Annotated in this window: 13 protein-coding genes; 5 read left to right on the forward strand and 8 right to left on the reverse strand. The window is 44.2% G+C overall.

Annotated features, from left to right (window positions below; all coding sequences use genetic code 11):
* The first annotated feature begins 74 nt into the window (after positions 1–74).
* Positions 75–3,488, forward strand: a complete 3,414-nt coding sequence (locus tag IE103_RS07925) for an EAL domain-containing protein (RefSeq protein WP_189345530.1) — start codon at positions 75–77, stop codon at positions 3,486–3,488.
* Positions 3,489–3,671: 183 nt separating this feature from the next.
* Complete coding sequence (locus tag IE103_RS07930; protein ID WP_189345532.1) at positions 3,672–4,253, forward strand: ATP-dependent Clp protease proteolytic subunit; 582 nt, start codon at positions 3,672–3,674, stop codon at positions 4,251–4,253.
* A 94-nt stretch (positions 4,254–4,347) separates the two neighbouring features.
* On the opposite strand, the gene IE103_RS07935 is transcribed toward IE103_RS07930, so the two are convergent.
* The 3 genes from IE103_RS07935 to IE103_RS07945 form a co-directional block, all read right to left on the reverse strand.
* Positions 4,348–4,755, reverse strand: a complete 408-nt coding sequence (locus tag IE103_RS07935) for a RidA family protein (protein WP_189345534.1) — start codon at positions 4,753–4,755, stop codon at positions 4,348–4,350.
* A gap of 30 nt (positions 4,756–4,785) precedes the next feature.
* Complete coding sequence (locus tag IE103_RS07940) at positions 4,786–5,517, reverse strand: substrate-binding periplasmic protein (RefSeq protein ID WP_189345536.1); 732 nt, start codon at positions 5,515–5,517, stop codon at positions 4,786–4,788.
* 193 nt (positions 5,518–5,710) lie between these two features.
* Positions 5,711–6,124, reverse strand: a complete 414-nt coding sequence (locus IE103_RS07945) for a PaaI family thioesterase (RefSeq protein WP_189345538.1) — start codon at positions 6,122–6,124, stop codon at positions 5,711–5,713.
* Between the two features lie 226 nt (positions 6,125–6,350).
* Here IE103_RS07945 and IE103_RS07950 point away from each other — a divergent pair, with 226 nt between their 5' ends.
* On the forward strand, positions 6,351–7,748 hold the full coding sequence (locus tag IE103_RS07950) for a Gfo/Idh/MocA family protein (protein WP_189345539.1): 1,398 nt from the start codon (positions 6,351–6,353) through the stop codon (positions 7,746–7,748).
* 149 nt (positions 7,749–7,897) lie between these two features.
* Here IE103_RS07950 and IE103_RS07955 read toward each other — a convergent pair whose 3' ends face one another.
* Positions 7,898–8,278 (reverse strand): hypothetical protein, encoded by a 381-nt coding sequence (locus IE103_RS07955; protein ID WP_189345542.1) that lies wholly within the window; start codon positions 8,276–8,278, stop codon positions 7,898–7,900.
* A gap of 48 nt (positions 8,279–8,326) precedes the next feature.
* Entirely contained in the window at positions 8,327–9,235 is a 909-nt protein-coding gene (locus tag IE103_RS07960) for a LysR family transcriptional regulator (protein ID WP_189345543.1), read from the reverse strand.
* A 151-nt stretch (positions 9,236–9,386) separates the two neighbouring features.
* On the opposite strand from IE103_RS07960, the gene IE103_RS07965 reads away from it, so the two are divergent.
* Entirely contained in the window at positions 9,387–9,986 is a 600-nt protein-coding gene (locus IE103_RS07965) for an FMN-dependent NADH-azoreductase (protein WP_189345545.1), read from the forward strand.
* 72 nt (positions 9,987–10,058) lie between these two features.
* Complete coding sequence (locus IE103_RS07970) at positions 10,059–10,940, forward strand: pirin family protein (protein ID WP_189345547.1); 882 nt, start codon at positions 10,059–10,061, stop codon at positions 10,938–10,940.
* Between the two features lie 62 nt (positions 10,941–11,002).
* On the opposite strand, the gene IE103_RS07975 is transcribed toward IE103_RS07970, so the two are convergent.
* The 3 genes from IE103_RS07975 to IE103_RS07985 are packed head-to-tail and all read right to left on the reverse strand — an operon-like array spanning position 11,003 to position 22,009.
* A complete protein-coding gene (locus tag IE103_RS07975; RefSeq protein WP_189345549.1) occupies positions 11,003–14,473 on the reverse strand; it encodes an ABC transporter permease family protein in 3,471 nt (1,156 codons plus the stop codon).
* Entirely contained in the window at positions 14,470–15,807 is a 1,338-nt protein-coding gene (locus IE103_RS07980) for an ATP-binding protein (protein WP_189345551.1), read from the reverse strand. The genes IE103_RS07975 and IE103_RS07980 overlap by 4 nt, the downstream gene beginning before the upstream one ends.
* 25 nt (positions 15,808–15,832) lie before the next feature.
* Entirely contained in the window at positions 15,833–22,009 is a 6,177-nt protein-coding gene (locus tag IE103_RS07985; protein WP_189345553.1) for a contractile injection system tape measure protein, read from the reverse strand.
* Between the last annotated feature and the right edge of the window lies 1 nt (position 22,010).

Consider the following 22,010-nt stretch of genomic DNA (forward strand, 5'->3'; position numbering starts at 1 on the left):
CTTGCGCTATTTCAGGCAATCTTAGCATCACTCAGTTTAGGTACTATTGCGATGGTTTTCACAGGAAAAAGTCTATGTTGGGCTTAACACGTCGGCGTTATATTTTATTGGCTACTTGCGTTTATGCGGTGTTTGCATGTGCATGGATATTTCTATCCGATCAACTACTGACTTTGTTTACTGATGTTAGTTCGATGCTTTGGCTATCTACCGTCAAAGGTATTTTCTTTGTTGTAGCAACGACGACTTTATTTTATTTTGCGATGCATGCAGTACCAGTTGGACGTGATCGACGTGCTTTTACTTTATCTACCAATTTGGCTGATGAGCATCATCCGTTAAGACATTCGCCTTGGTTAGTGTATGGTCTGACCTTAGCACTTACCGCGGGGATGTTTGTGCTTCACCAGACTGTTGCCATTGGTGTTCATGGTGAACCTATGCTGATATTGTTCATTTTTCCTATCGTACTTAGTGCGATGTTAGGAGGTTTGTGGTCGGGATTGTTGTCCACGAGCTTAGCTGCGTTGGCTATTTATATTTATGTGTTAGACCCAAGAGGCAGCTTAGCAGTCAATGATTCGACTGATCTCTTTCAATGGTTGATTTTTGTGGTGAATGGAATTGCCGTTAGTGTTTTGAGCGAACTGTTGCAACACGCAATGGCAAAAGATGAGAAACATAGGCGCTTACTAGATGCGATTGTCTCGGGAACCTCCGATGCGGTTTATGTCAAAAATTTGCAAGGTCGCTATGTCATGGCAAATCAGGCGATGGCGAATCATTTAGAAATACCGATAGAAGACATTCTTGGTGCGCATGATAGTGAATTATTTGATACAGGTTCTGCACAATTCATTATGGGTAACGATCAGCGCATGCTGACGAGTGGTAATCAACAAGAGCACGAAGCTCACTTGACGACTAAAACCGGAAAGAAACTAGTATTTTTGGCGACCAAAGGTCCTTTAATCGATGAAACAGGAGAGATCTGTGGCGTATTTGGTATTTCGCATGAAATCTCTGAATTGAAGCGGATCGAGCAAGACTTGCAGCTTGTCTTACAAGAGGCTGGTGATGCGATTTGGATTACGAATCCAAAAGGGGAATTTATATTTGCCAATCCGTCTGCATGCAAGTTAACTGGACATAGCTTATCGCAACTTCGGACGATGTCGATTCCTGATTTGCTCGATGATGTGACTAAACTGAAATTAGCCGCGCATTTACGAGAGTTGGCAGCAGAGAAGTTCATTCGTCGAGAGTGGCCTTTATTGCGAATTGACGGTAATTTGGTGCAGGTTGAGATGATTACCAAACGATTACCAGACGGTCGATACGTTGCATTTGGGCGTGATTTAAGTGAAGTGCAATTGACGCAAAATGCTTTGAGAGAGCGCGAGAAGCAGTTAGCACGTGTGTTGGAAGGAACTGATCAAGGTTATTGGGATTGGAATTTGAAAACCAATGAACTGGAAGTCAGCGCGCGTTGGGAAACGATGTTAGGTTATCAGCCTGGAGAAATGAAAATATCACCAGATAAATGGTCAAACTATGTTCACCCATTGGACTATCCAAAAGCATTGGAATCGATTCAGAAACATTTGTCGGGAGAAAGTGCGCTACACGAATTGGAGATGCGTTGTTTGACTAAGCGTGGCGAATGGCATTGGATTTTGACTCGGGGTCGGGTCGTGGAGTGGGATGCGGATGGGGCACCCGCTAGAATGTCCGGCACACATACCGATATCGCCGAGAGAAAGGTACTAGAGCAAGCGCAGCGTGATGCTGCCACAGTTTTTTCAAGTAGCTATGAAGGCATCATGATGGTGGATATTCATGGTCTCATTAGCAAAGTTAATCCGGCATTTACACGAATTACAGGTTATCGTGACGACGAAGTGCTTGGTAAGAGCCCAAAGATTCTGGCATCTGGGCGTCATCCCGCTGAGTTTTATCAACACTTATGGCGTGACCTAATCAAAAATGATTTTTGGCGAGGTGAAGTATGGAATCGCCGCAAGTCAGGTGAGGAATACATTGAGTTGTTATCAATATCGGCAGTACGCGACGAGCTTGGTACGGTATTGCATTACATTGGCGTTTTTTCAGATATCACGCAATTAAAAGCGCATGAAGATGAACTCGATAAGATCGCCCATTACGACACCTTAACGGGTTTGCCAAATCGTCGTCTATTGAGCGATCGTCTAGGACAAGCGCTAATCCGGGCGCAGCGAGATCAAAGTTTGTTAGCCGTTTGCTTTTTGGATTTAGATGGATTTAAGTTGGTGAACGACCAGCATGGTCACCATATTGGTGATCAATTATTGATCGGCGTGACCGCGCACCTACGTAATGTATTACGTGCTAACGATACCTTGGCTCGTATTGGTGGTGATGAATTTGTGATTTTGTTGTCGGACATAAAAAACTCGATGGAATGTATGCAAGTGTTAGATCGCGTCTTGCTTGCTGCCAGTCATTCAGTTCGGGTTGATGGCATTGTGTTACAAGTCACAGCGAGTATCGGTGTAAGTTTATTTCCGGATGATAATGCCGATGCCGATAGCTTAATGCGACACGCAGATCAGGCCATGTATGTGGCAAAAAATGCAGGGAAAAATCGTTACCATTTGTTTGATCCCGAGAGTGATAGAAAGGCGCAGCTTCATCGTAGTTTTCTTGAATTATTAAACACAGCGCTGATAAATCGTGAATTTGTTTTGTATTATCAACCGAAGGTCGATTTGCGTGATGGGCGCTTGGTTGGTGCAGAAGCTTTGATTCGTTGGAAGCATCCCGAGCGAGGCATCTTATCGCCAGCCGAGTTTTTATCCTATATTCATGGCAGTACGCTCGATCAAAAACTAGGTGAATGGGTGATACAAGAAGCGTTAACGCAAGGTGAGATCTGGCATCGACAAGGTTTAGCAATTTCAATTAGTGTGAATATTAGTGCTGATCATCTTTTGCATAGAGATTTCAGCACACATTTGGCGTTTGCTTTGTCACAGCATTCGGCGATGCCGGCGCAATGTTTTGAATTGGAAGTATTAGAAACGGCTGCAATTGTCGATATCGAGCAAGCCGTCGATATCTTGCAAAGCTGCCGTCGTCTAGGTGTGCGTTTTTCTTTGGATGATTTTGGGACTGGTTATTCCTCGCTGACTTATTTGCGCAAACTGCCGATTGATACGCTAAAAATTGACCAAAGCTTTGTACGCGATATGCTGCATGATGCAGAAGATTTAGGCATCGTTGAAGGTGTGATCCGTTTAGCCAATGCGTTTCATCGCGAAGTGATTGCTGAAGGCGTAGAGACTTTGGCACATGGTGCGACATTATTGAATTTAGGTTGTCATTTAGCCCAAGGCTATGGCGTTGCACGACCAATGCCAGCCGAGCAATTGAAGGCGTGGTCTGAGCAATGGCAGGCCGAACAAGCATGGTTACCACTTGCGCCAAATTTGCTGAAGGCTTCTTAGGACCGCGCAAGTGTCGAGAAATCGAGTAGCATGTCGGTTTTATCAAAATCTCAGCCTGGTGTAGTAAGCCAATATGTTGAGGAATTGATTGGTAATTTCCCCTTGATCTATACGCGAGCGGCCTAATATGTGTCGTTATAAGCGAATATAGATCGTCGCAATTTGTTGAAGAAGAAAGTGATTATGTCTGAAGAAAAAGAGAAGCAAGCTGAAGCCGCAAGTCCATTTTTGGAAGAGAAGGCGTTTAAATCGCGTACCGTTTTGGTTTTCGGTACGATCAACGATAAATTAGCGGCTGAAGTGAGTAAGCGTTTGATTGCATTGTCGGCTGAGTCGAATGAACCAATTACTTTATTGGTGTCTTCACCAGGTGGTCATGTTGAATCTGGTGATGTGATTCACGATATGATCCGTTTCATTAATGCGCCAGTGCGTGTGGTTGGTACCGGCTGGGTTGGTAGCGCAGCCGTGAACGTGTTTTTGGCAGTACCTAAGCAGCACCGCGTTTGCTTGCCAAATACCCGCTTCTTGATTCATCAACCTAGCGGTGGCGCTGGTGGACAGGCGACAGATATTGCGATTCAAGCACGTGAGATCGTAAAAATCCGTGAACGCATTGCTGCTTTAATCGCCAAAGAATCTGGTCAGACTTTAGAACGTGTGACGAGCGATATCGAACGCGATTATTGGATGACTGCGGTAGAAGCGCGTGATTATGGCTTGGTGTCGCGAATTATTGTGCAACAGAGTGAGTTAGATGCTTAATTAATTGAGCATTGCTTAATTGATTGATCACTGAGTTGCTGAGCGACGTGAGAGAAGTGCAGACGATGTCATCGTGCTGCACTTTTTTTTCCAATCAAGTTGGATCAGTCGGCGTATTTGGTGACTGTTTAATTGCGGTGACCTCGATTTCAATTTTCATACGCGGATCAGCTAGACCTGCGGAGATCATCATCGCAGCAGGGCGAATCTCACCGAAATATTGCCGTAGCACAGGCCAGCATAATTCAAATTCACTAGCATCAGGCACTACGTAATTGACACGCACCACATCGGCTAGCGTGGCGCCCGCTCGTGCAAGCGCTGCTTGGATATTCTTTAAGCATTGATCAGTTTGTGTGTAGATATCGTCGGCAATCGTCATATTGCTGTAATCAAATCCCGTGGTACCAGCAACAAACACCCAGTCTCCATGAACAATCGCACGTGAATAGGCGATTTTTTCTTCGAAAGTTGAGCCTGAACTAATTCTTTGTCTGCGCATGATGTTTTTGCTTTCTCAATCAGTTTCGTTTTACTTTATCAGTGCCTTATTGAAGCGCTGAATCAATTCATCCGGCACTTGCAAACTACACATCAGAAATCGTTCTGGACCTTGCGGCATACCTAGCGGTTTAAAGATATGCAGTTGTTCACCACCCGGTATAGTTTTGATCATATTGAGCGCTTCATCTTCAGGGACAAAGATAAAGTCAGCGCGGCGGGCGACTAACATCTTTGCCATGTTTAGGGATTCTGCAGTAGTGTTGACTACCACCACGCGCGAGCGTTCAATTGCATCATCAATCACGTTTCCATACGATGCCGCATCTTTCTTTAACATCTTGATGCCGGGTATGCTGAGTGTGCGCAATAAATCCATGGACTTTTCAGGTTGGAAATCGCGATGTGCAAGCATGACGGAAGGTCGGTCTGTATCATGAAAAATAGCCTGACTAAACTTGGCATATCTTTGTCGGTCTTTATTTTTAAACATACCAACTGCACAGACTGCTTCATCATTTGCTTCAACCACATTGAGTTGGCGCTTGAATGGTGTTTCCACCCAGACGTAAGAAATCCCGGCATGTTGCATTGCTTGCGCGGTTGGCGTGATGACTAGTCCGGTGATTTTTCCACGGGAATCACGATAAGAAATAGGGTCACGAATTTCGTATAAAAGCTTCAGCGGTCCCGCAGCAATGGCAGCGTTTGTGATCCCTATGAAACTGAATAATGCGGCAGAAAAAATACGGCGTAGTGTCATTCTATGGCAATAAAAAAATAAAAAATCACCATGAAATTTTTCGTGGCTAGCGAAGCATACGAACTTGTCACACGCTTGTCAAAATCAATCATAAGCATTGATATAAATGATTAGTCTCAATGATTAGTATCAATGAAAAGATTATGTGATCACTTTTACGATACTGCTAGATTTTCCTAGCGCATCATCGGTGTCAAGAACGTGGTGGAATAGCATAAGTGGTCACAACATGCGCGACTAATTCATCGCTACCATCCGAATACAAACTCACTTCCCCCACCGCTAAAGTTTTGCCGACTTTTATCAGCTGACAATGCGCAAGTAGGTCTTTATCTGCGCGTGGCTTGCGTAAGAAATTGATGCTGAGGTTGGTGGTCACTGCGAGCGGTACGATGCCGATTTCGGCTAACAAAGCAACGTACATCGCGACATCTGCGACCGCCATCATGACAGGTCCTGAAACCGTGCCACCAGGGCGCAAATGACTTTGATCAATGGCTTGGCGTACGCATGCGCCACGCTCTGACACCGACTCTACTACCACGCTACTTTGTGGAAAATCGCTACGCAGAAATTCTTGCAGTTGTTGAACATTTAATTGTGGCATGGTGATTCGAAACAGAATGAAATAGGCTACAGCCTAGCATAATCAGCAAAGATCGCTGCTCAGCTGTTCCTTAAGTTTAACTAAATGTAGCCTTGAATATTAATCGCTGTTATATGGCGCGGGTTTCGGTAGAATTTGTCACATCAATTTTGGTTTGTTTCATTTCACTTTTGCGCTTTATTGTTGATTGAAATTTGTAACTGCATATAGAAATAGGATTTGGACTATGACATCTACTCTCAAGCCCACTCGTCGTGGCTTTTTGCAATCTCTTAGCGGCTTGACTGCGGGTCTTGCTAGTTTAACCAGCCTGCAAGCGTCCGCGCAAACTGGTGCGCAAGCCAATAGTGATAAACGTCCCGCTGGAGCGAAGTACATGGGTGACTTCGCCGCGCCGAAATTGAATAAGGTGAAAGTCGCGATTATTGGTGTCGGTGCGCGCGGTTCAGGTCATGCGGCACAATTAGCCACAATCGAGGGCGTACAGTTTGTCGGTGTTTGCGATGTGGTTGAAGCAAGGGCAAAGAAATCCGCCGCTGTAGTCAGCAAATTTGGGCATACGCCAAAAGTCTATTACGGTGATGAGAATGGTTGGCGCACCATGCTCGCCGAAACCAAACCAGATGCGGTGTTTATCAATACACCTTGGAGTTCTCATGCACCGATGGCGATCGCATCGATGCATGCAGGTGCCCATGCATTTGTGGAAGTGCCGATTGCAACGACATTGAAAGAAATGTGGGATATCGTTGATGCATCAGAGGCGACCGGGCGTCACTGCATGATGATGGAAAACGTCAACTATGGTCGAGAAGAATTGTTGTATTTGAATATGGTAAGACAAGGTGTGCTCGGTGATTTGCTGCATGGCGAAGCGTCGTATATTCATGCCTTACGTTTTCAAATGGAGAATGGCGATTCAACTGGTTCATGGCGCACTTTTGAATACGCAAAACGCAATGGCAATCTATATCCTACGCATGGTTTAGGTCCGGTCGCACAATATATGAACTTGGCGCGCGGTGAAGATAATTTTGGTCGCATCACTTCGTTCTCTTCACCAGCCAAAGGTCGGGCAGCCTACGCGCAGAAGTCAACAAAGCTGACTACGCCAAAATTTAAAGAACTCGATTTCAAAGGTGGTGATCTTAATACTTCGATTATCAAGACCGCGTTGGGTAGAACGATTATGGTGCAGTGGGATGAAACCACACCGCGCCCATATTCTCGCCACAACACGATTTGGGGTGTGAATGGCGTGTTAGCTGGCTTCCCAAATCGTATTTCAGTCGAAGGCATCACCAGCAATTATCACAAGTGGGCAGAGGGCAAAGAATGGGAGGCGATTGCCGCAAAATATGAGCATCCTTTATATCTGCGTATGGGCGAATTAGCGAAGAAAATGGGTGGGCATGGCGGTATGGATTTCTTAATGCTGTTCCGCATTATTGAATGCTTACGCCTGGGCGAACCGATGGATCAAAACGTTTACGAAGGCTGCTTCTGGTCAGCGGTTGGTCCATTGAGTGAAAAGTCGGTAGATGAAGATGGCAGCTCACAAGTGTTCCCTGATTTCACCCGTGGAGATTGGAAGACAACCAAGCCTTTGAAAATTATTCTTTGATAGAAAGCTCTGTACAACTTACTGCATGATCGGAGTTTGTGCAGATGCCTCTAATATTGAGTACAGAAATGGCAAACGCACCGTTGAATTTCTTAACGGTGCGTTTTTGTTTGTGTATTTGTATTTTATGCTGACTAGATTGACTGAATCTACTCAAGTACGCCGTGTATGGAATAGCTGAATGTACCGAATTTTTCGTACTTCTGTTTTGTTGACTTCACTAAGTCAATCAATTCTTTCTTGGTGAATACCGCTTTTGCCTTCACACGAACCTCACTGCTGTTCCAAAAAAAATTCTCCTTGGAAAGGCGGATAGTGCAGTCGAAATGATGAGGACTATCGACTTTGCATAATTGAGCACCCCGCTTTAGATCATCTGTCTTTAGTTGAAATTCAAGTTCCACAGGACGCTTGAAATCCATCGCTGAAATCAGTCCATCGGTAGCGATGTCATTTATTTGATTGCAGGCCGACAGCAAGCTACACAAACAGAAAAGCACGATTAGCTGAAATGGATTCTTTGATTGCATGTGTGCCTCTATTGTTTGATGAATTTTATTTAACAATTAACTATTTTACTATCGAAAATCTCCATCGTCCTGAAATTCTTTGATCATCGCGTCGATAAACACACGGGTTCGCGCTGGCATTAAGCGCCTGCCAGGAAATACTGCCCATGCGTCAAATTCGGGTGAGTGCCAATCTGGTAAGACACGAATCAGACTGCCATCATGCAAATGGCATTGGGCGAAATGCTCAGAAATTAAGGTGATACCTAAACCAGCTAAAGCCAGTCGTTTGAGCATTTCAGGTGAATTGGCAGTGGCGACCCCGGGTGGGACACCTTCCCAACTTTGGGCTCCATTTTTTAGTCGCCACATCGCTGGTTCACCATTGCGTGCCAGTAGGCGCAAGGTTTGATGTTCCATCAAAGCCTCTGGCTCTTGTGGTTCACCGTGTTTCTCTAGATAGCTAGGAGCGGCATAAATTGCCGCAGAAAATTTCGCCAGTCGGCGTGCTGCGAGCGAGGCATCGTCGGGCAGACTGCCCATGCGTATCGCTAAATCAAAATTTTCACCGATCAAGTCGACCCGTCTTGGTGATAAATCTAACTCCAGCGTGATGGCGGGATAGTCGCGTAAAAACCGACTGATTAAGGCGGTCATCGTTTCATTGGCAAAATCGGCGGGCATCGATACGCGTAATCTACCACTTGGTTGCACCTGTCTTTGTTGGGTGAGTGCCAACGTCGCATCGACTTCAGAACTGACTTGCTGTGCATGCGCTAGCACGGCATTACCAAAATCGGTTACCACGAGTTTTCTAGTTGTACGCAAGAGTAAGCGCTCGCCTAGTTGTGCTTCTAGCGCGGTGATTCGTCGTGATAGGGTTGATTTTGGCATGCCTAACTTATCTGCTGCGCGACTAAAACTTGTCTCAGCAACGACACGTGCAAATAGGAGTAAATCATTTGGATCGAGATACATGCAGCCTCCGAAATAATAAAATTGTTCTATCAATGGAACAATCATATCCATTTTACGATCTTCTGCATTGAATATGGAACATATAAAGTGACAGCACATTCACTCAAGTGTGCAGTTCTAAACCAGTGTCACCTTATAAAGGAGCAATACCATGAACATTTTGCAGATCAATTCTAGTGCCCGTGTAGCCGGTTCTCATTCCACCAATTTAGCTAATCAAGTGAGCGCACGCTTACGTGAACAGCACAAGGACGCAAACTTTGTGTTACGCGATCTGGCCGTGACGCCACAACCAAGTTTGGATGAAACAGCATTGCAGGCACTGTTCACACCAGCCGATCAGCGTACGCCAGAACAAGCTGCGCGCGTTGCTTTGGATGATGCTTTGATTGCCGAAGCACAAGCTGCGGACATCTTGGTGATTGGCGCCCCTATGTACAATTTTGGTATCTCATCGCAATTGAAAAATTGGATTGATGCGATTTCTCGTGCGCAAGTCACTTTCCGTTACACCGCAAATGGCCCGGAAGGTTTATTGAAGAATAAGAGAGTGTATGTAGTTTTGACGCGTGGTGGTTTGTACCGCAACACGCCGAACGATACGCAAATGCCTTACCTGAAAAATTTCTTCGCATTTCTCGGTATGACGGATGTCGAATTCATTTATGCAGAAGGTTTGGCGATGGGCCCAGAAGGCGAACAACGTGCGATTAGCGATGCGCAAGCACAAATCGAAGCAGCATTGGCTTAAACTGCGTTAATTGCAGGACTCTTGTACTAATTTTGTACTTATTTTGTACTTCATCAGAAAAGGATGTAGCAGATGAACACCTCGATTCAATTAGAAACAGTCAACTTATCACGCGCAGTCGAGCAATTGGTAGTTGGTCAAGCGACTTCTGATGGCGCAGGTGTCAAGCTGACGCGCGTATTGACGCAACCCTATCAGTACCGTCTTGATCCTTTTCTGATGTTAGATGCGTTTGGTAGCGACAATCCTGATGAATACATCGCTGGTTTTCCCGACCATCCACACCGTGGTTTTGAGACGATTACCTATATGCTGGAAGGACGCATGCGTCACCGTGATAGCGCTGGCAATGAAGGCTTATTAGAAAACGGTGGAGTGCAATGGATGACCGCAGGTCGTGGCGTGATTCATTCTGAATTGCCAGAGCAAGAAAATGGGCGCATGGAAGGCTTTCAGTTATGGTTGAACTTAGCCAGTAAAGACAAAATGACACCAGCTTGGTACCGTGATTTTAAGAGTGCAGACATTCCTGAATTCACGACGCCAGATCAGGTTATGGTGCGTGTGATTGCAGGACAAAGTCACGGTGTACAAGGCGCAATGCAAAGGGCAAGCACTGAGCCGATTTATCTTGATGTGCAGATGCCAGCAGGCGCAAGTTTTAGCCAGCAGATTCCGCCCGATTTTAATGCCTTCATTTATGTGTATCGCGGCAATGTTCGCATTGGTGAACAACAAGTGCCTTTGCAAAGGATGGCGATTTTAAAAAAATGGCCAAGCGCAGATGGTGTCAAAATTCAGGCAGACGAGGCGGCTAAATTTATCCTCATCGCGGGTAAACCACTTGGCGAAACAATCGCGCAATACGGTCCGTTTGTCATGAATTCGCAAGAAGAAATTTTCAAGGCGATTGATGATTTTCGTCAGGGTAGATTAGTCGCGTCAGATTCCTAATTTGATCAGATGAAAAAGCGTCGATTTGGAGTTAATCAAATTGACGCTTTTTTGTTTTCTATCTAGCTGAAATTGCCCGCAACTGCAGAAACTTCTTTGCCATCGCTAATCCAATATTCGTGGCTGGCGGAGTAGTAGGTGATGAGAACCTTTAATTCATGTTCTGCTAATTTCTTGTCAAACGCTAGCGCCGAACTTGGATCATTAATCGAAATGGCGAGCAAAGATTCACCAGGCATGATTTTTTGTCCGACTAAAGGAGCAGCTCTCCATACTAGATTATTATTAGGGCCAAAAACAGCTTCTAAGGCGGTTTTTGCATCCGCGACAGCTTGACCATCCAGATAAATTTCAATTTTCTTGATAATGGCAAAACCCGTTCCACGATTGCGTATCAACACTCGAAATCCTGCCTCATCCAACTGTTTGCTCCAACTAATGAGTGGGAATCCCAAGCCTTGGCGTTGTGGTAGTGCGCGCTGACGTAGTGGCAATTCACGTCGAGATTTCAAATAGGAATAACCTGCAAGCATGCCAGCGACAAGAATCACCACAGAAATAATAAATGGTAGATTGCCTTGAGATAAGCTCGCTAAGTAAGGATCAAAAAGCAGTAGGAGTGTGAAAATCACCAACGGCGGTATGACGAAAGAACACACTATCCAGAGGAAGTACCTCTTCACAAAATTCTGTATTTCACAATACCTTGCAAACAGATAAGCTAACAAAATTGCTAGTAGCACAAAAAGTGTCAGCACCAATTGCAAATACCAGCGATGGACACAGACAAACTTTTCTATCGTTGATGAATTATCTTCTACGATTTCTTGTGGGCGATAGTTTTTAAGTAAGCACACAACGATTTGCTGACTCTGTAAGCAAGATTGTTCAAGGTCTATCACAGGCTTGGCAAGATTGTCGAAATTGGGAGACCAAAAACCAATTCCCCCAAAGTTATCTCCGGCATACAAAATGTCATCTTCTAACTGTTGCCAATTGCGATTGTCAAAATGAAGTACCGGCAGTAAATGGCGCAATAATTCACTACGGTCGGCTCCATGTAAGCTAGTCTCGCCTTCGATTGCACGACGCAATTGTTTTTTCGAATCGGTACTAGGTTCATTTAAAAGAACCAAAATTAACTCCCGCAAAGATGCTTTGTCTAGCTTATTGTTCGAACCACGGGAGTCACTTTTTTTGCGCAACTTGACCAGGTTACTTAAACCAAAAGCGGCGGACTTATTGCTTGGGTTGTTGACGAAGTTATCTTGCGAAACGAGAAGATTAATTAAGACATCATCATTCGCTAATTCTTTGCGTAAGGCGAAATAGAATTCATTAAACAATAAAGCAGAGTCAGCATCTAAGGGGTAATTGGGGAAGTAAATCGTTACGCCATCACCACGTGTAGGTCGAGACGAGATACCGAAACTAGCATACGGTTTGATGCGTGAACTAATGTCATTGAGCGGTGCTCGTAATAGTCCTGCAATGTTTTGAATGAGCTTTTTTAGTACAGCTTGTTTATTTTCACGAGAGAATTTTCTCCAATCTCCGCTCCAATCATTCTTCTGAATCAGCCAGTCAACCTTGGAGTTATATTGGCGGGCAGTGCGAATGAATTCATTATCTTTGGCGCTGCCGTTGCGGATGTCAAAAGCATTCGCGCCAAGTTTTAATTCGCCTACATTGTCGACAGTTAGGCCGTAATAAGCGACACGATTAAGTACGCTAAAGTTGACTACTTGTGTTTTTTGTTGATTTTTCCAGTAAGGATAAAAGCCATAAACAATGCCGTTAAACTCATCGAGTGCGCAACCGCAATCGCCGCCTTTAAGCGTGATGTTGTTAAGCTTTTCTGGAATACGCTTTTTTGCAACGTTTTCGATCGCGATCGCTAGATAAGAGTGGTAAAGCTGTTGTATGAGGTTTTGCGCTTGAGTGACACTGTTATCGTCACATAAGCCAACTTGCAGGCGGAACTGATTAAGCTCAGTAAAAATACTCTCGAGACTTTGGGGAAGTCGATTCCGCCCATCAGGCGCCTGTGCTTTTAGCGCCTCTAGTTCTTTTTGTAGCAGCGCAAAGTCATCATCGCTCATACGTAGACTACTCACGTAGGCGTTATTACTTGGTGAGTTGAGTCGACAAGCACCGATTCCCATGACGATCTTCGACACCGCAGCACTACGAAATAAATCAATATCTGCATAGTCAACGTCTTTGATTTGCTCTAACAACTTGACGATCATCGCGGGTACGCCAGTATTTTGAATATTACCTTTGAGCTCGTTTTTGATAGTCGCTAGTGATTGCTCGGTTAAATGGATATTATCGAATACCCGTGCGGCTTCAGCCACTGCGCGTTTCTCATCGTCGGTGAGAAATAAAGCGTCTGTGTTCAGCTTTTCTTCCAAAAAGCTATCAAATAATTCTCTGTTTTTAAAGTAGATCGTACCCTGCAGACGCAATTCATCAATCACTGCGACAGGGAAGTCACTGACTTCTTTGAGTCTCTTTAACGCATCTTCATTGACAAGGTAACCATCAAAGTCCGCTGCATTACGCGCAATCAAGGGCCATATTTGTTTTAGTAAATATTCCCTGCCACCCATTGCTTGCGCAGTTGCTGAACGTAAGGCTTCTGAGGAATTAAATTCTTTGTCTTTTAGTGTTGTGAGAACTTGTATGATTTGATCTTTTCCAACCAAAACATCTAAGTCAGCTTGATTCAGGTTGTAGACAAAATAGGCGCTGGTATCAACAAAATTTGGGGCAGATCTGGGTGCAATCTTTCGCATACCGCGAAATCGATTGACTAGGTCAATTAGTTCTTTGTCTGTACCTTGTCGTCGAATTTGGAAGTCTTGGTTCTTTGTTTTTTCCGGTTGCATGAAATCCCAGGCTTCAAATTCCGGGCTAAGTAGAATACCAAGCTCGGCACGATTCTTTTCGCCAAAACGGGCGATCCTGTCGACATTCTTCGCTAAGCCTGGGGCATAGCCTTCACCAGTATAAACCTTGAAACTAAAGCCAAATCGTTGTAGCCAAGACAGCGTAATCGGACCAACAATGCCGTCATCTAAAGGCTTCCCTTTTAATGCATAATCGTGCTGCCAATCATTGAGATCTTTATAGATGCTCTCTAGTTGCTTTTGCATTTGCAGTACTATTTCTTTGCTCAGCCCTTTGAAATCCTCTTGTCGAATGTTCTTGTTATAGCCGACCACGTTGACCGTTTTACTGTTCACATTGCCTGTATCTTTGCTGACAGCTGCTTTGTTCGGTGAGGCTTTATCGGTCTGCGTCGAAATACTGTTAATCTCAATTTGCGCCCAACTCATTTCGGCGCTGAATGGTAGACTAAATAGTAGACACAAGAGCAGACAAGTCTGGCGACCCCAACGGATTGCTGGAATCAATGTCGAAAATTTTCTGGCAAGATCTTCGGCATGCAAGCGCGTACAATCCTTCAGTGCTCGCGATAAATGATCGACACCAGATAATAGTGGAGCGTTGTGTAAGTGTTTCACAATGTTTTCCCATCCTTCATTAGTTCTCTACTGATACCACGTAGCAAATCGTCCTGTGTAATTACAGGGTGATCTCTCTTCACCGCGCGAATTGCGGCATAGCGAGCTACATTTAATAAGGCACCGCCCGCTAATTCATAGCGTTCAGCGAGTTCTCGAAAATTGACATCACTATGCAATCGTTCTTGGTTGATAAATAGCTTGTTCCATAGCCGCTCGCGCTGCTGAGCATCGGGCATCGCAAAATAAACTTCACTTTGGAAACGCCGTGAGAATGCCGCGTCTATATTGGCTTTTAAGTTGGTCGCCAGAATTACCACGCCAGGAAAATCTTCTACCCGTTGTAATAGATAGGAAATTTCTTGATTTGCATGGCGATCATTTGAATTACTGGTTTGGGTACGCTTGCCGAAAAGAGAATCAGCCTCGTCAAAGAACAGAATCCAGTTCTTGTTTTGTGCTTGGTCAAAAACACTCGCGAGATTTTTCTCAGTCTCGCCTATGTATTTGGAGACTACCATCGACAAATCGATACGATAGACATCAGCATGCGTCAGTTTTCCAATTAAACTTGCCGTTAGTGTCTTTCCTGTTCCCGGTGGGCCATAGAATAATGTGCGATAGCCAGGCTTTAAAGATTTTTGCAGTCCCCAGTCATTCAAAATATGTCTAGAGTGTGTGAGCCATGCAACGATATGTTCTACTTCCTCCATCACCTCTTGATTGAGTACCAAGTCATCCCAATTCAATGCAGTCTGCATCAGCTTTGCCGGAAAGTTCGCGCTAAAATCAGGTTTGTGGCGTTCACCTTCGATCAATCTTTGAAGGTATTCATGGCTTATCTGTAATTTTGCGCTGAACAGAGGCTCATCATTCGCTTGACTTTCGAGGCGTAAAATACCTTGTCTAATAAACGGATGCTCATCCTTGAATAGATTAGCTACATGCAAGCGTTTTTCCAAACTGCTACCTGCCAAAATGAAGGCAGCAGTTTCGCAAGTCGGCAAGAATCCTAAATGCGCTTTGCCGCGCCAACCGCCAATTTCACTGAAAGGGCGCGAAAGTGCAGAGTTTTGTAGTGAGAAAAAATCGAGCGCTTGTGGCCTTAAATGTGGCACCAAAGCCAGTACGAGCACAATACGTTCAAGGTAGGAGAAATCAAACTCTCGAACAACTTCTGCATATGCTGTATGGCTAGAGGAAAGGTCTGGCGCCGGAATCAAGCTCTGTAGATCCTTGTCACTCTCATTGTCTTTGAAATAGGCGTCGAAACGCGCGTCGCAAACGCGGCTAAACCAGGCAATTTCTTGTTCTAAACATTCAGTATTCAGCATATCGATTTATTTCTCTGAAAAGCAATTAGCGCCATGTCACATGAAGAGGAGCGAGCATCCACGGATACTTAATCATGGCAAAACTCCACGGCAAGCGATCAAGTAGCATGTCGAAGCTTCCTTGTCTCACCTTGAGGTGCCAGCTATCTTCTATGTAGTTGAGATGACCTTCGCGTATCAAAAATGTCTCACGTAGACCTTGTATTGAAGTTTTGCCAATGGCACTCCAATGTGCAATTACACCAGACAGCATTTGTTGGATAACTTCTTTCTCATCGGCGCTTATCTGTATTCCAATTGAAATCGGAACAACTGCGGGAATGCCACACAGCAGCTTATTTAAGGTCAACATAAATTCGGGTGAAGCGTCTTCACCTGTAACAATGTACTGTGTCAAGTGCACTGCTCGTTCAGCAGCCTGCCTATCAACGAATGCACCGTCTTTTGTCAACGAGAGTAGTGAAAACAATCGTTGTAAATAAGGCGCGACGATCACCAAGCCAGCATTTTGTAGAAAGCTAGCTTGTAGAATTTGCTCGTCGTCTCCTGGAAATTTGTCCTTGTTCGATGATGTTTGTTGATCGTGTAAATTGCGTTTGGGTGACCTTGCTTTTTCTTCTCTCTCTGCTATTTGCATAGAGATTCGGGTTTCCAACTGATGATCGAAATTTTTTAGTTTTTCTATGCAAGCCTCAATGGATTCGAGTTTGAAAGACAGTTGTAATTGTCGAATCAGCTGCGCTGTGAATTGCTTGATATCGGATGGAGTAGGATTCGCCAAACTTGATACGTAGATCGCTCGCCAACTAGCTTTGCTTAAGTGAATCAAATTTTCATGCAATAGAATCTGCAACGCGTTCTCTAAGCGGTAGATTAGCGTTGGAAGATGTTGACTGAGGTTGTTGTGCAGACGTCTGAATAACGCATCCAATTGACTCAAGCTAGCAAGCTCGCAAAGTCGATTAACCGCAGAGTTACTTTGTAAAGCCTCTTTGATATCTTTGAAGTGGTAAGTCGTCTGCGATAGCAATCGATGTAGTGCTTTCTGGAAATCTGCTTGCTCTCGGTAACCGATGCTTGTCTTGCTCTGTAAAATCACAACGCAAATTGTTTCCAAGTTTTGCAGCGTAGTTGGTGTTGCAATCAATGATTGATCGTGCTTGCTGAGGCTAACTGTGTCAACTTGTGAAAGATCTAGATTGGCTAGCGCCTTTAATGCAGCCCTCAATGATGTTTGTGAACGCAAGATACGCTGATCGATTGTTTTCTCTTGGATGGGTAGAGCAGGAGTGTTGTAGGTAGTTGTCTCTAGCGCTTCCTCTAAAGAGGGGTCTATTCTGTTGACTTTTGATTGGCATAACTCAAACGCATAGGCATTCCAAAAGGAATGCAGTTGATCCGCATTTAGCTGCATTAAACAGCATGTTACTAAGTCATCTTGTTGCTTTGTGCTGAGCTGCAAAATCTCTGGCTTTGTGGGCGACGTAGAGGTTGTAGGTGAATTTGCTTTTTTGTCGTACTGCCAGAGGTCTAACTGCGCCAGATTCGCGAATGGTCGTGTCTCAATGTCCAAGTAGCCGTTCTTATTCGATCTGTTGGTGTCAAGTTCGTGTAGTTCTTGAGCGCCTTGCGCTGTTTGGTCTAGTGAGTCCGCGTCTTCAAACGCTTTGAACATGTTGACTGCATTTATATGTTCAAACACATATTGCCAAGGTGGTGATTGAGAAACATCCATCTGATAGCCAAGGTGACTTAAAATCGCTTCAGTAAGTTTGCGATCCGTTGCGTAGATCGAAGAGATGATGAAGTGGGCTTGCTCAGCAATGTCGCGGCGATGCAAAGCCATTTCAAACACTCCCGAGAAGATTGGGCGTAAGCTGTGTCGTTGGAAATCTGGATATGTTTGGTATCGCCTCATTCTTGAGTCGAGCTGATCCCAGTTCAGCCATAAGCCACGCAATAGTTCTGCTGACTTTGGCGCGATAATTTCAAGCATATCGACAAGCATGTTGATGGGAGTATGTGCAATCAATCGTTCGCGCAACTCTTGTTTTACTAGGTATTTCCGCTGTACCTCTGCTAAAAGATGTTTATGATCCTGCAGAATTTGCGGCCAAATTGTCTCTAAGCTGATTATTCGAGCATGCAAAACAGCATCCGTTAGCTTGCCTGGAAGTGCGTCAATTTGGTGTGAAGATAGCGTATCAAATTGCCCTTGTTCTTGCTGATGCAGCGTTGGTGTGTTGGAATCGATCTGAGTCGTTGCAACGCCATGTGCTGATTGCTCAATAGAATAGATTCGGCGCAAGGGTGATTCCCAAGCTTGTTTAAGTTGTTGCGTTGAATCGCTGCGTGCTATCCATTTATTTAATTCTTTTAAATCCTTTTCTCCGAGCTGAAAATATTGCTCACTTAGTTTGAGAATCTGTTGCGTCAGGTGTAAAGGCAGTGAGCCTCTAAGCGATGACAAAACAAAAGGCAAGTCTTCTTGTTGAATGTTAGTGAGTAACGCAGCGATGGTTTCAAATGCATCAAGGTCCCTTGCAGTTAGTTCCTGCTGGTTATCGTTGGAGATAGATGTATCTCGATTTGTCGAACGATTCGCCGCAGTGTCTTCGACGATTTGCCCTTGACGAAATACAACCTGCTGTACTTGGTGAATAAGCCAATGCTTCAATAGCAGCAGTAGTTTTGGAGGCTGCATTTTTTGACGCAGATCAGCGGGCAGATGAATCTGTTCTCTCGATAACTGCGTCTTTAGTGCAGATAATTTGTCATTTTCAGGTAATAAAATTTGTTGTGTGAGACTAAGTTGGAAAACTGGCTTAACTTGGGACTCTACAAAGCCTGATACCTTGTTAGACAGATTATTTGCGTCGGCGCTTTCTGATGAAAATAAGGCGACTAATTGCTTGGTATCCTGCAATAATAGGTGAATCAGAATATCGGTATAACGTGCTTGTGGTGAATCACTTTGGGTGGCAATGAGTTGTAATTTCTGGTGAAGATTTTTTTCATTGATGGTTGAATGAAGTCCAGCCGAAATATCTTCTGAGATAAAAAGATGGTCGATCTGTGTACGCTCAAGCAGCCGCAAAATAAATCGATGTAATTGTGCCGCTGAAATCTCTTCTCTCAGCTGTGCTTTTAGCCGAAGCATGTGTGAAGGTGATCTTACGCATTGCTGGATGAGTTCCGTCTGAAATGCTTGCCAGTTTTCCTTGCTAGTAAATGCTGCTAGAAAGTTCGCTTGTAGCTCTGAAGTATAAAGAATTTCTGAGCTCTTCTTAGCCGTCGAATTTGAGTCGCTCGTGGACGGTTGATAAAATTCATCGATCGCCAATTTTAATGCGAGAGCTGATGGCGAAAAGTTCTTCTCACCAATCTGAAAAGCGTGCGCATCTAGCACTCGCGCTTGAGCATTTAGTGAATCCAGATTGATATGCTCTCCATCACGAAGCGCGTCGAGCGCGCAAGCAAGTAAATGTTCCGGAATCGGACTTGATTGCACAGCGACTTGTATATTTTTTAGCAGCAAACTGTAGTCGATCTTGTGATCGGTATCTTGATGTAACACCCACCAGTGGAGATACATATGCAGTTCACGCAGCTGCAAATTTAAGTCGGAGACAGAAAATTTACTCACACGCCAAGCATGAAAGCCTCTTAATAGGGGATGGTCTGGAGTGATCGATGAACTCTGCTTGAGTTCACTAAATGTGGTCAGAGGTGTCGATTGGAATTTATTTCCTATCTTCGTCGGAGTTGGCTTGTTTTGATTTTCTTGCTTCAATACCGCGACAAAGTAGGGAAGTGATATATCGTCGATATCTTCTAAGATAGATTCTTGAAAGGTCTCTCTCAAATCGGCAGGTATTCGCAGTAAGTTGAAAATAAAATTCGTAAATTCGCTTACTTGCAGAGATGTTTCCGACAGCGCCAAATGCTGAATTAATTGCTGAAACAAATTTTTTTTATTGGGTATGGTGTGGGTTACCTGATTCCCAGATAGCATCCGTTTTAGGCAACTGTCGATGGCACCATAAAAACGATCGAAGTACTGGTACTGCTCTTGGAGTAATTTTCCTATATTGGGGTGCAATATTTGTGTGAGAACCGTACATTGCGTCAGTGACATTTTGTCGATGATATCTAATTTTTGTGATCGTGTTAGTTCGATAAAATGAGATCGTATTTCTCGTGACTGATCGATTCTGAGATTGACAAAGAAGGTTTCAGTTGAGCGTGGATTCTTGTGGTCGAATCGTTCAAGAAAGTGCTTGTTCGGTATTTCCTTAGGCGTGATGTCTTGTTCCAGCTTGTTTGTCTTTATCTTATCGAACGACGCAATCACTTTCTCCGTCGATAATTCGGATGAGGGTAAACTGTTAGTCAGATCTTCGGCGAGCGCTGACTGCGGTTTATACAATTGCTCGAACTCGGTGCTAGAGAGTTGATTCGCTGGTACGACCCAAAGATAGGCAAATAGCGCCGTATCATATGTGCGCTGTTCAGTTGTACTTTGACTAGCATCTCTCAATTGTTGAGATCGATAAGCTTGAATGCATGCTGTGAGTTTCGGATGTATCCGCAGTAAGATTTGAACTTGATCGTTGAAGTCCAGTAATTGCCACCAACGACGCCAATTTGCACGACAGTTCGCTTCAAATGCGTCAGCATCTTCGTCTAGAAGTAGATGAATTGCGTTACTGATTAACTGAGGATCATCACTCGTGATGCAAATCTTTGATATTTGATTGATAGCGTTTGCAAATTTCTCTTCATGCAGCTTCCTTACTAATTGTTCGGAACGAACATTATCGTCGTTATGTATCTCTTGTTTGTATTCGACAAGGTTTGCGGCCAAGTGTGATTTAAATCTTTCGAACATCGATGTTGGAATCGCATTCGCTGGTGAAGACAAACAAGTTACTATAAATGCGTCGAGTTCCCACTGATTTTGAAGTTTGCCCGTAGCATTTCTCGTTGATAGATTAGATTGAATAAACCATGCAGCGTCTTTGTGAATGATGCTGATGAGATCAAGACAAGCAAAGGTAGGGAATTTTTCTAACCAAGTAGGCCAGTAACTTGCGCGTAATTGCCGAATGTCGTCGGCGCAAAACAATATTAATGAAGCCCAGTCAGACTCGAGTGCAGAAAAATCTCCATGCTGAAAAGCCAGTTTGTGGGTGTCTGTGAAAGCAATGCGACTTGTTGTCATTGCCTGTTCAGCGCTTCTGACATTTGCAATCTCGGCACGGTATTTTTCGGCCAGCTCGTTCGCTAATTGTGTGGATTGATCTCTTTTTTCAAAGGTGTCTCTGCCAGCGTTGACAAGATCTGGGTTAGCCAATTTTTTGCTTATCCGTTCCAATACCTGCATTAGCGCGACTCGTGTTGGCGTTGAGATCGCTGTATGGGTTTCTATGAAATATTGGTACTCAGTTTTTATCGTAGTGAGATTGCTTCCTTGAAATGCCATCCATGATTGCGCAATCTCAGCAAAAGAATTGCTACGATTTTGTATCGATGGCAAAATAAATTGCCAGAGCTTCTCTATGGCGGCTTGTTCTGAATGCTTGGTTTGTAAATGTAAAAACTCCAGTCCAAGCCAATCTAACATCAGTTCTCGCTCTTCTCTGGACCATGAGCGTAAGGCCATGTTGGTGATTTTAAATAAATCACCAACGTCGAACTGTTTAAGCAAGCGATTTAATTGGCGATTATCTCGTGTGATTTCGTGCAGAGGTAAAGGCGCACTTTTGGCATGTATGATTTCATGGAGCAAACGTTTATGCGCATGCTTTGCATCAGAAAGTCTTTCCCACTTTAATTGCCCAGTTTTGAGAAAATGCAGGAAGTCGGTATGTGCGTTCTCTACTTGCTCTAGGGATGAGTTTTGGGCACTTATTTTTGTCAGTACCTGTCTCAGAGAATTACTGAATTGCTCATGAAGGCGTCGGACTAACTCGCGTTCAGATTCGGCGATGAACACGCTACCTAAATCAATTTCTAGTGATTCAATTCGTCTCACCTGCGACGCTGAAATTTTGAACTCGCGACTAAGGTCTTCCGTCACCTCGTCAATTATCGGCAATAAGCGCATCTTGATCCATTCGGCCCATACACTTGCATCTGCCTTCTCATCGCTGAAAGACAGATCAAATACCAAATCATGTATGCGATTAATGCGACGCATA

This window comes from Affinundibacterium macrobrachii (assembly GCF_014652415.1).
Classification (GTDB): Bacteria; Pseudomonadota; Gammaproteobacteria; order Burkholderiales; family Burkholderiaceae_D; genus Undibacterium; species Undibacterium macrobrachii.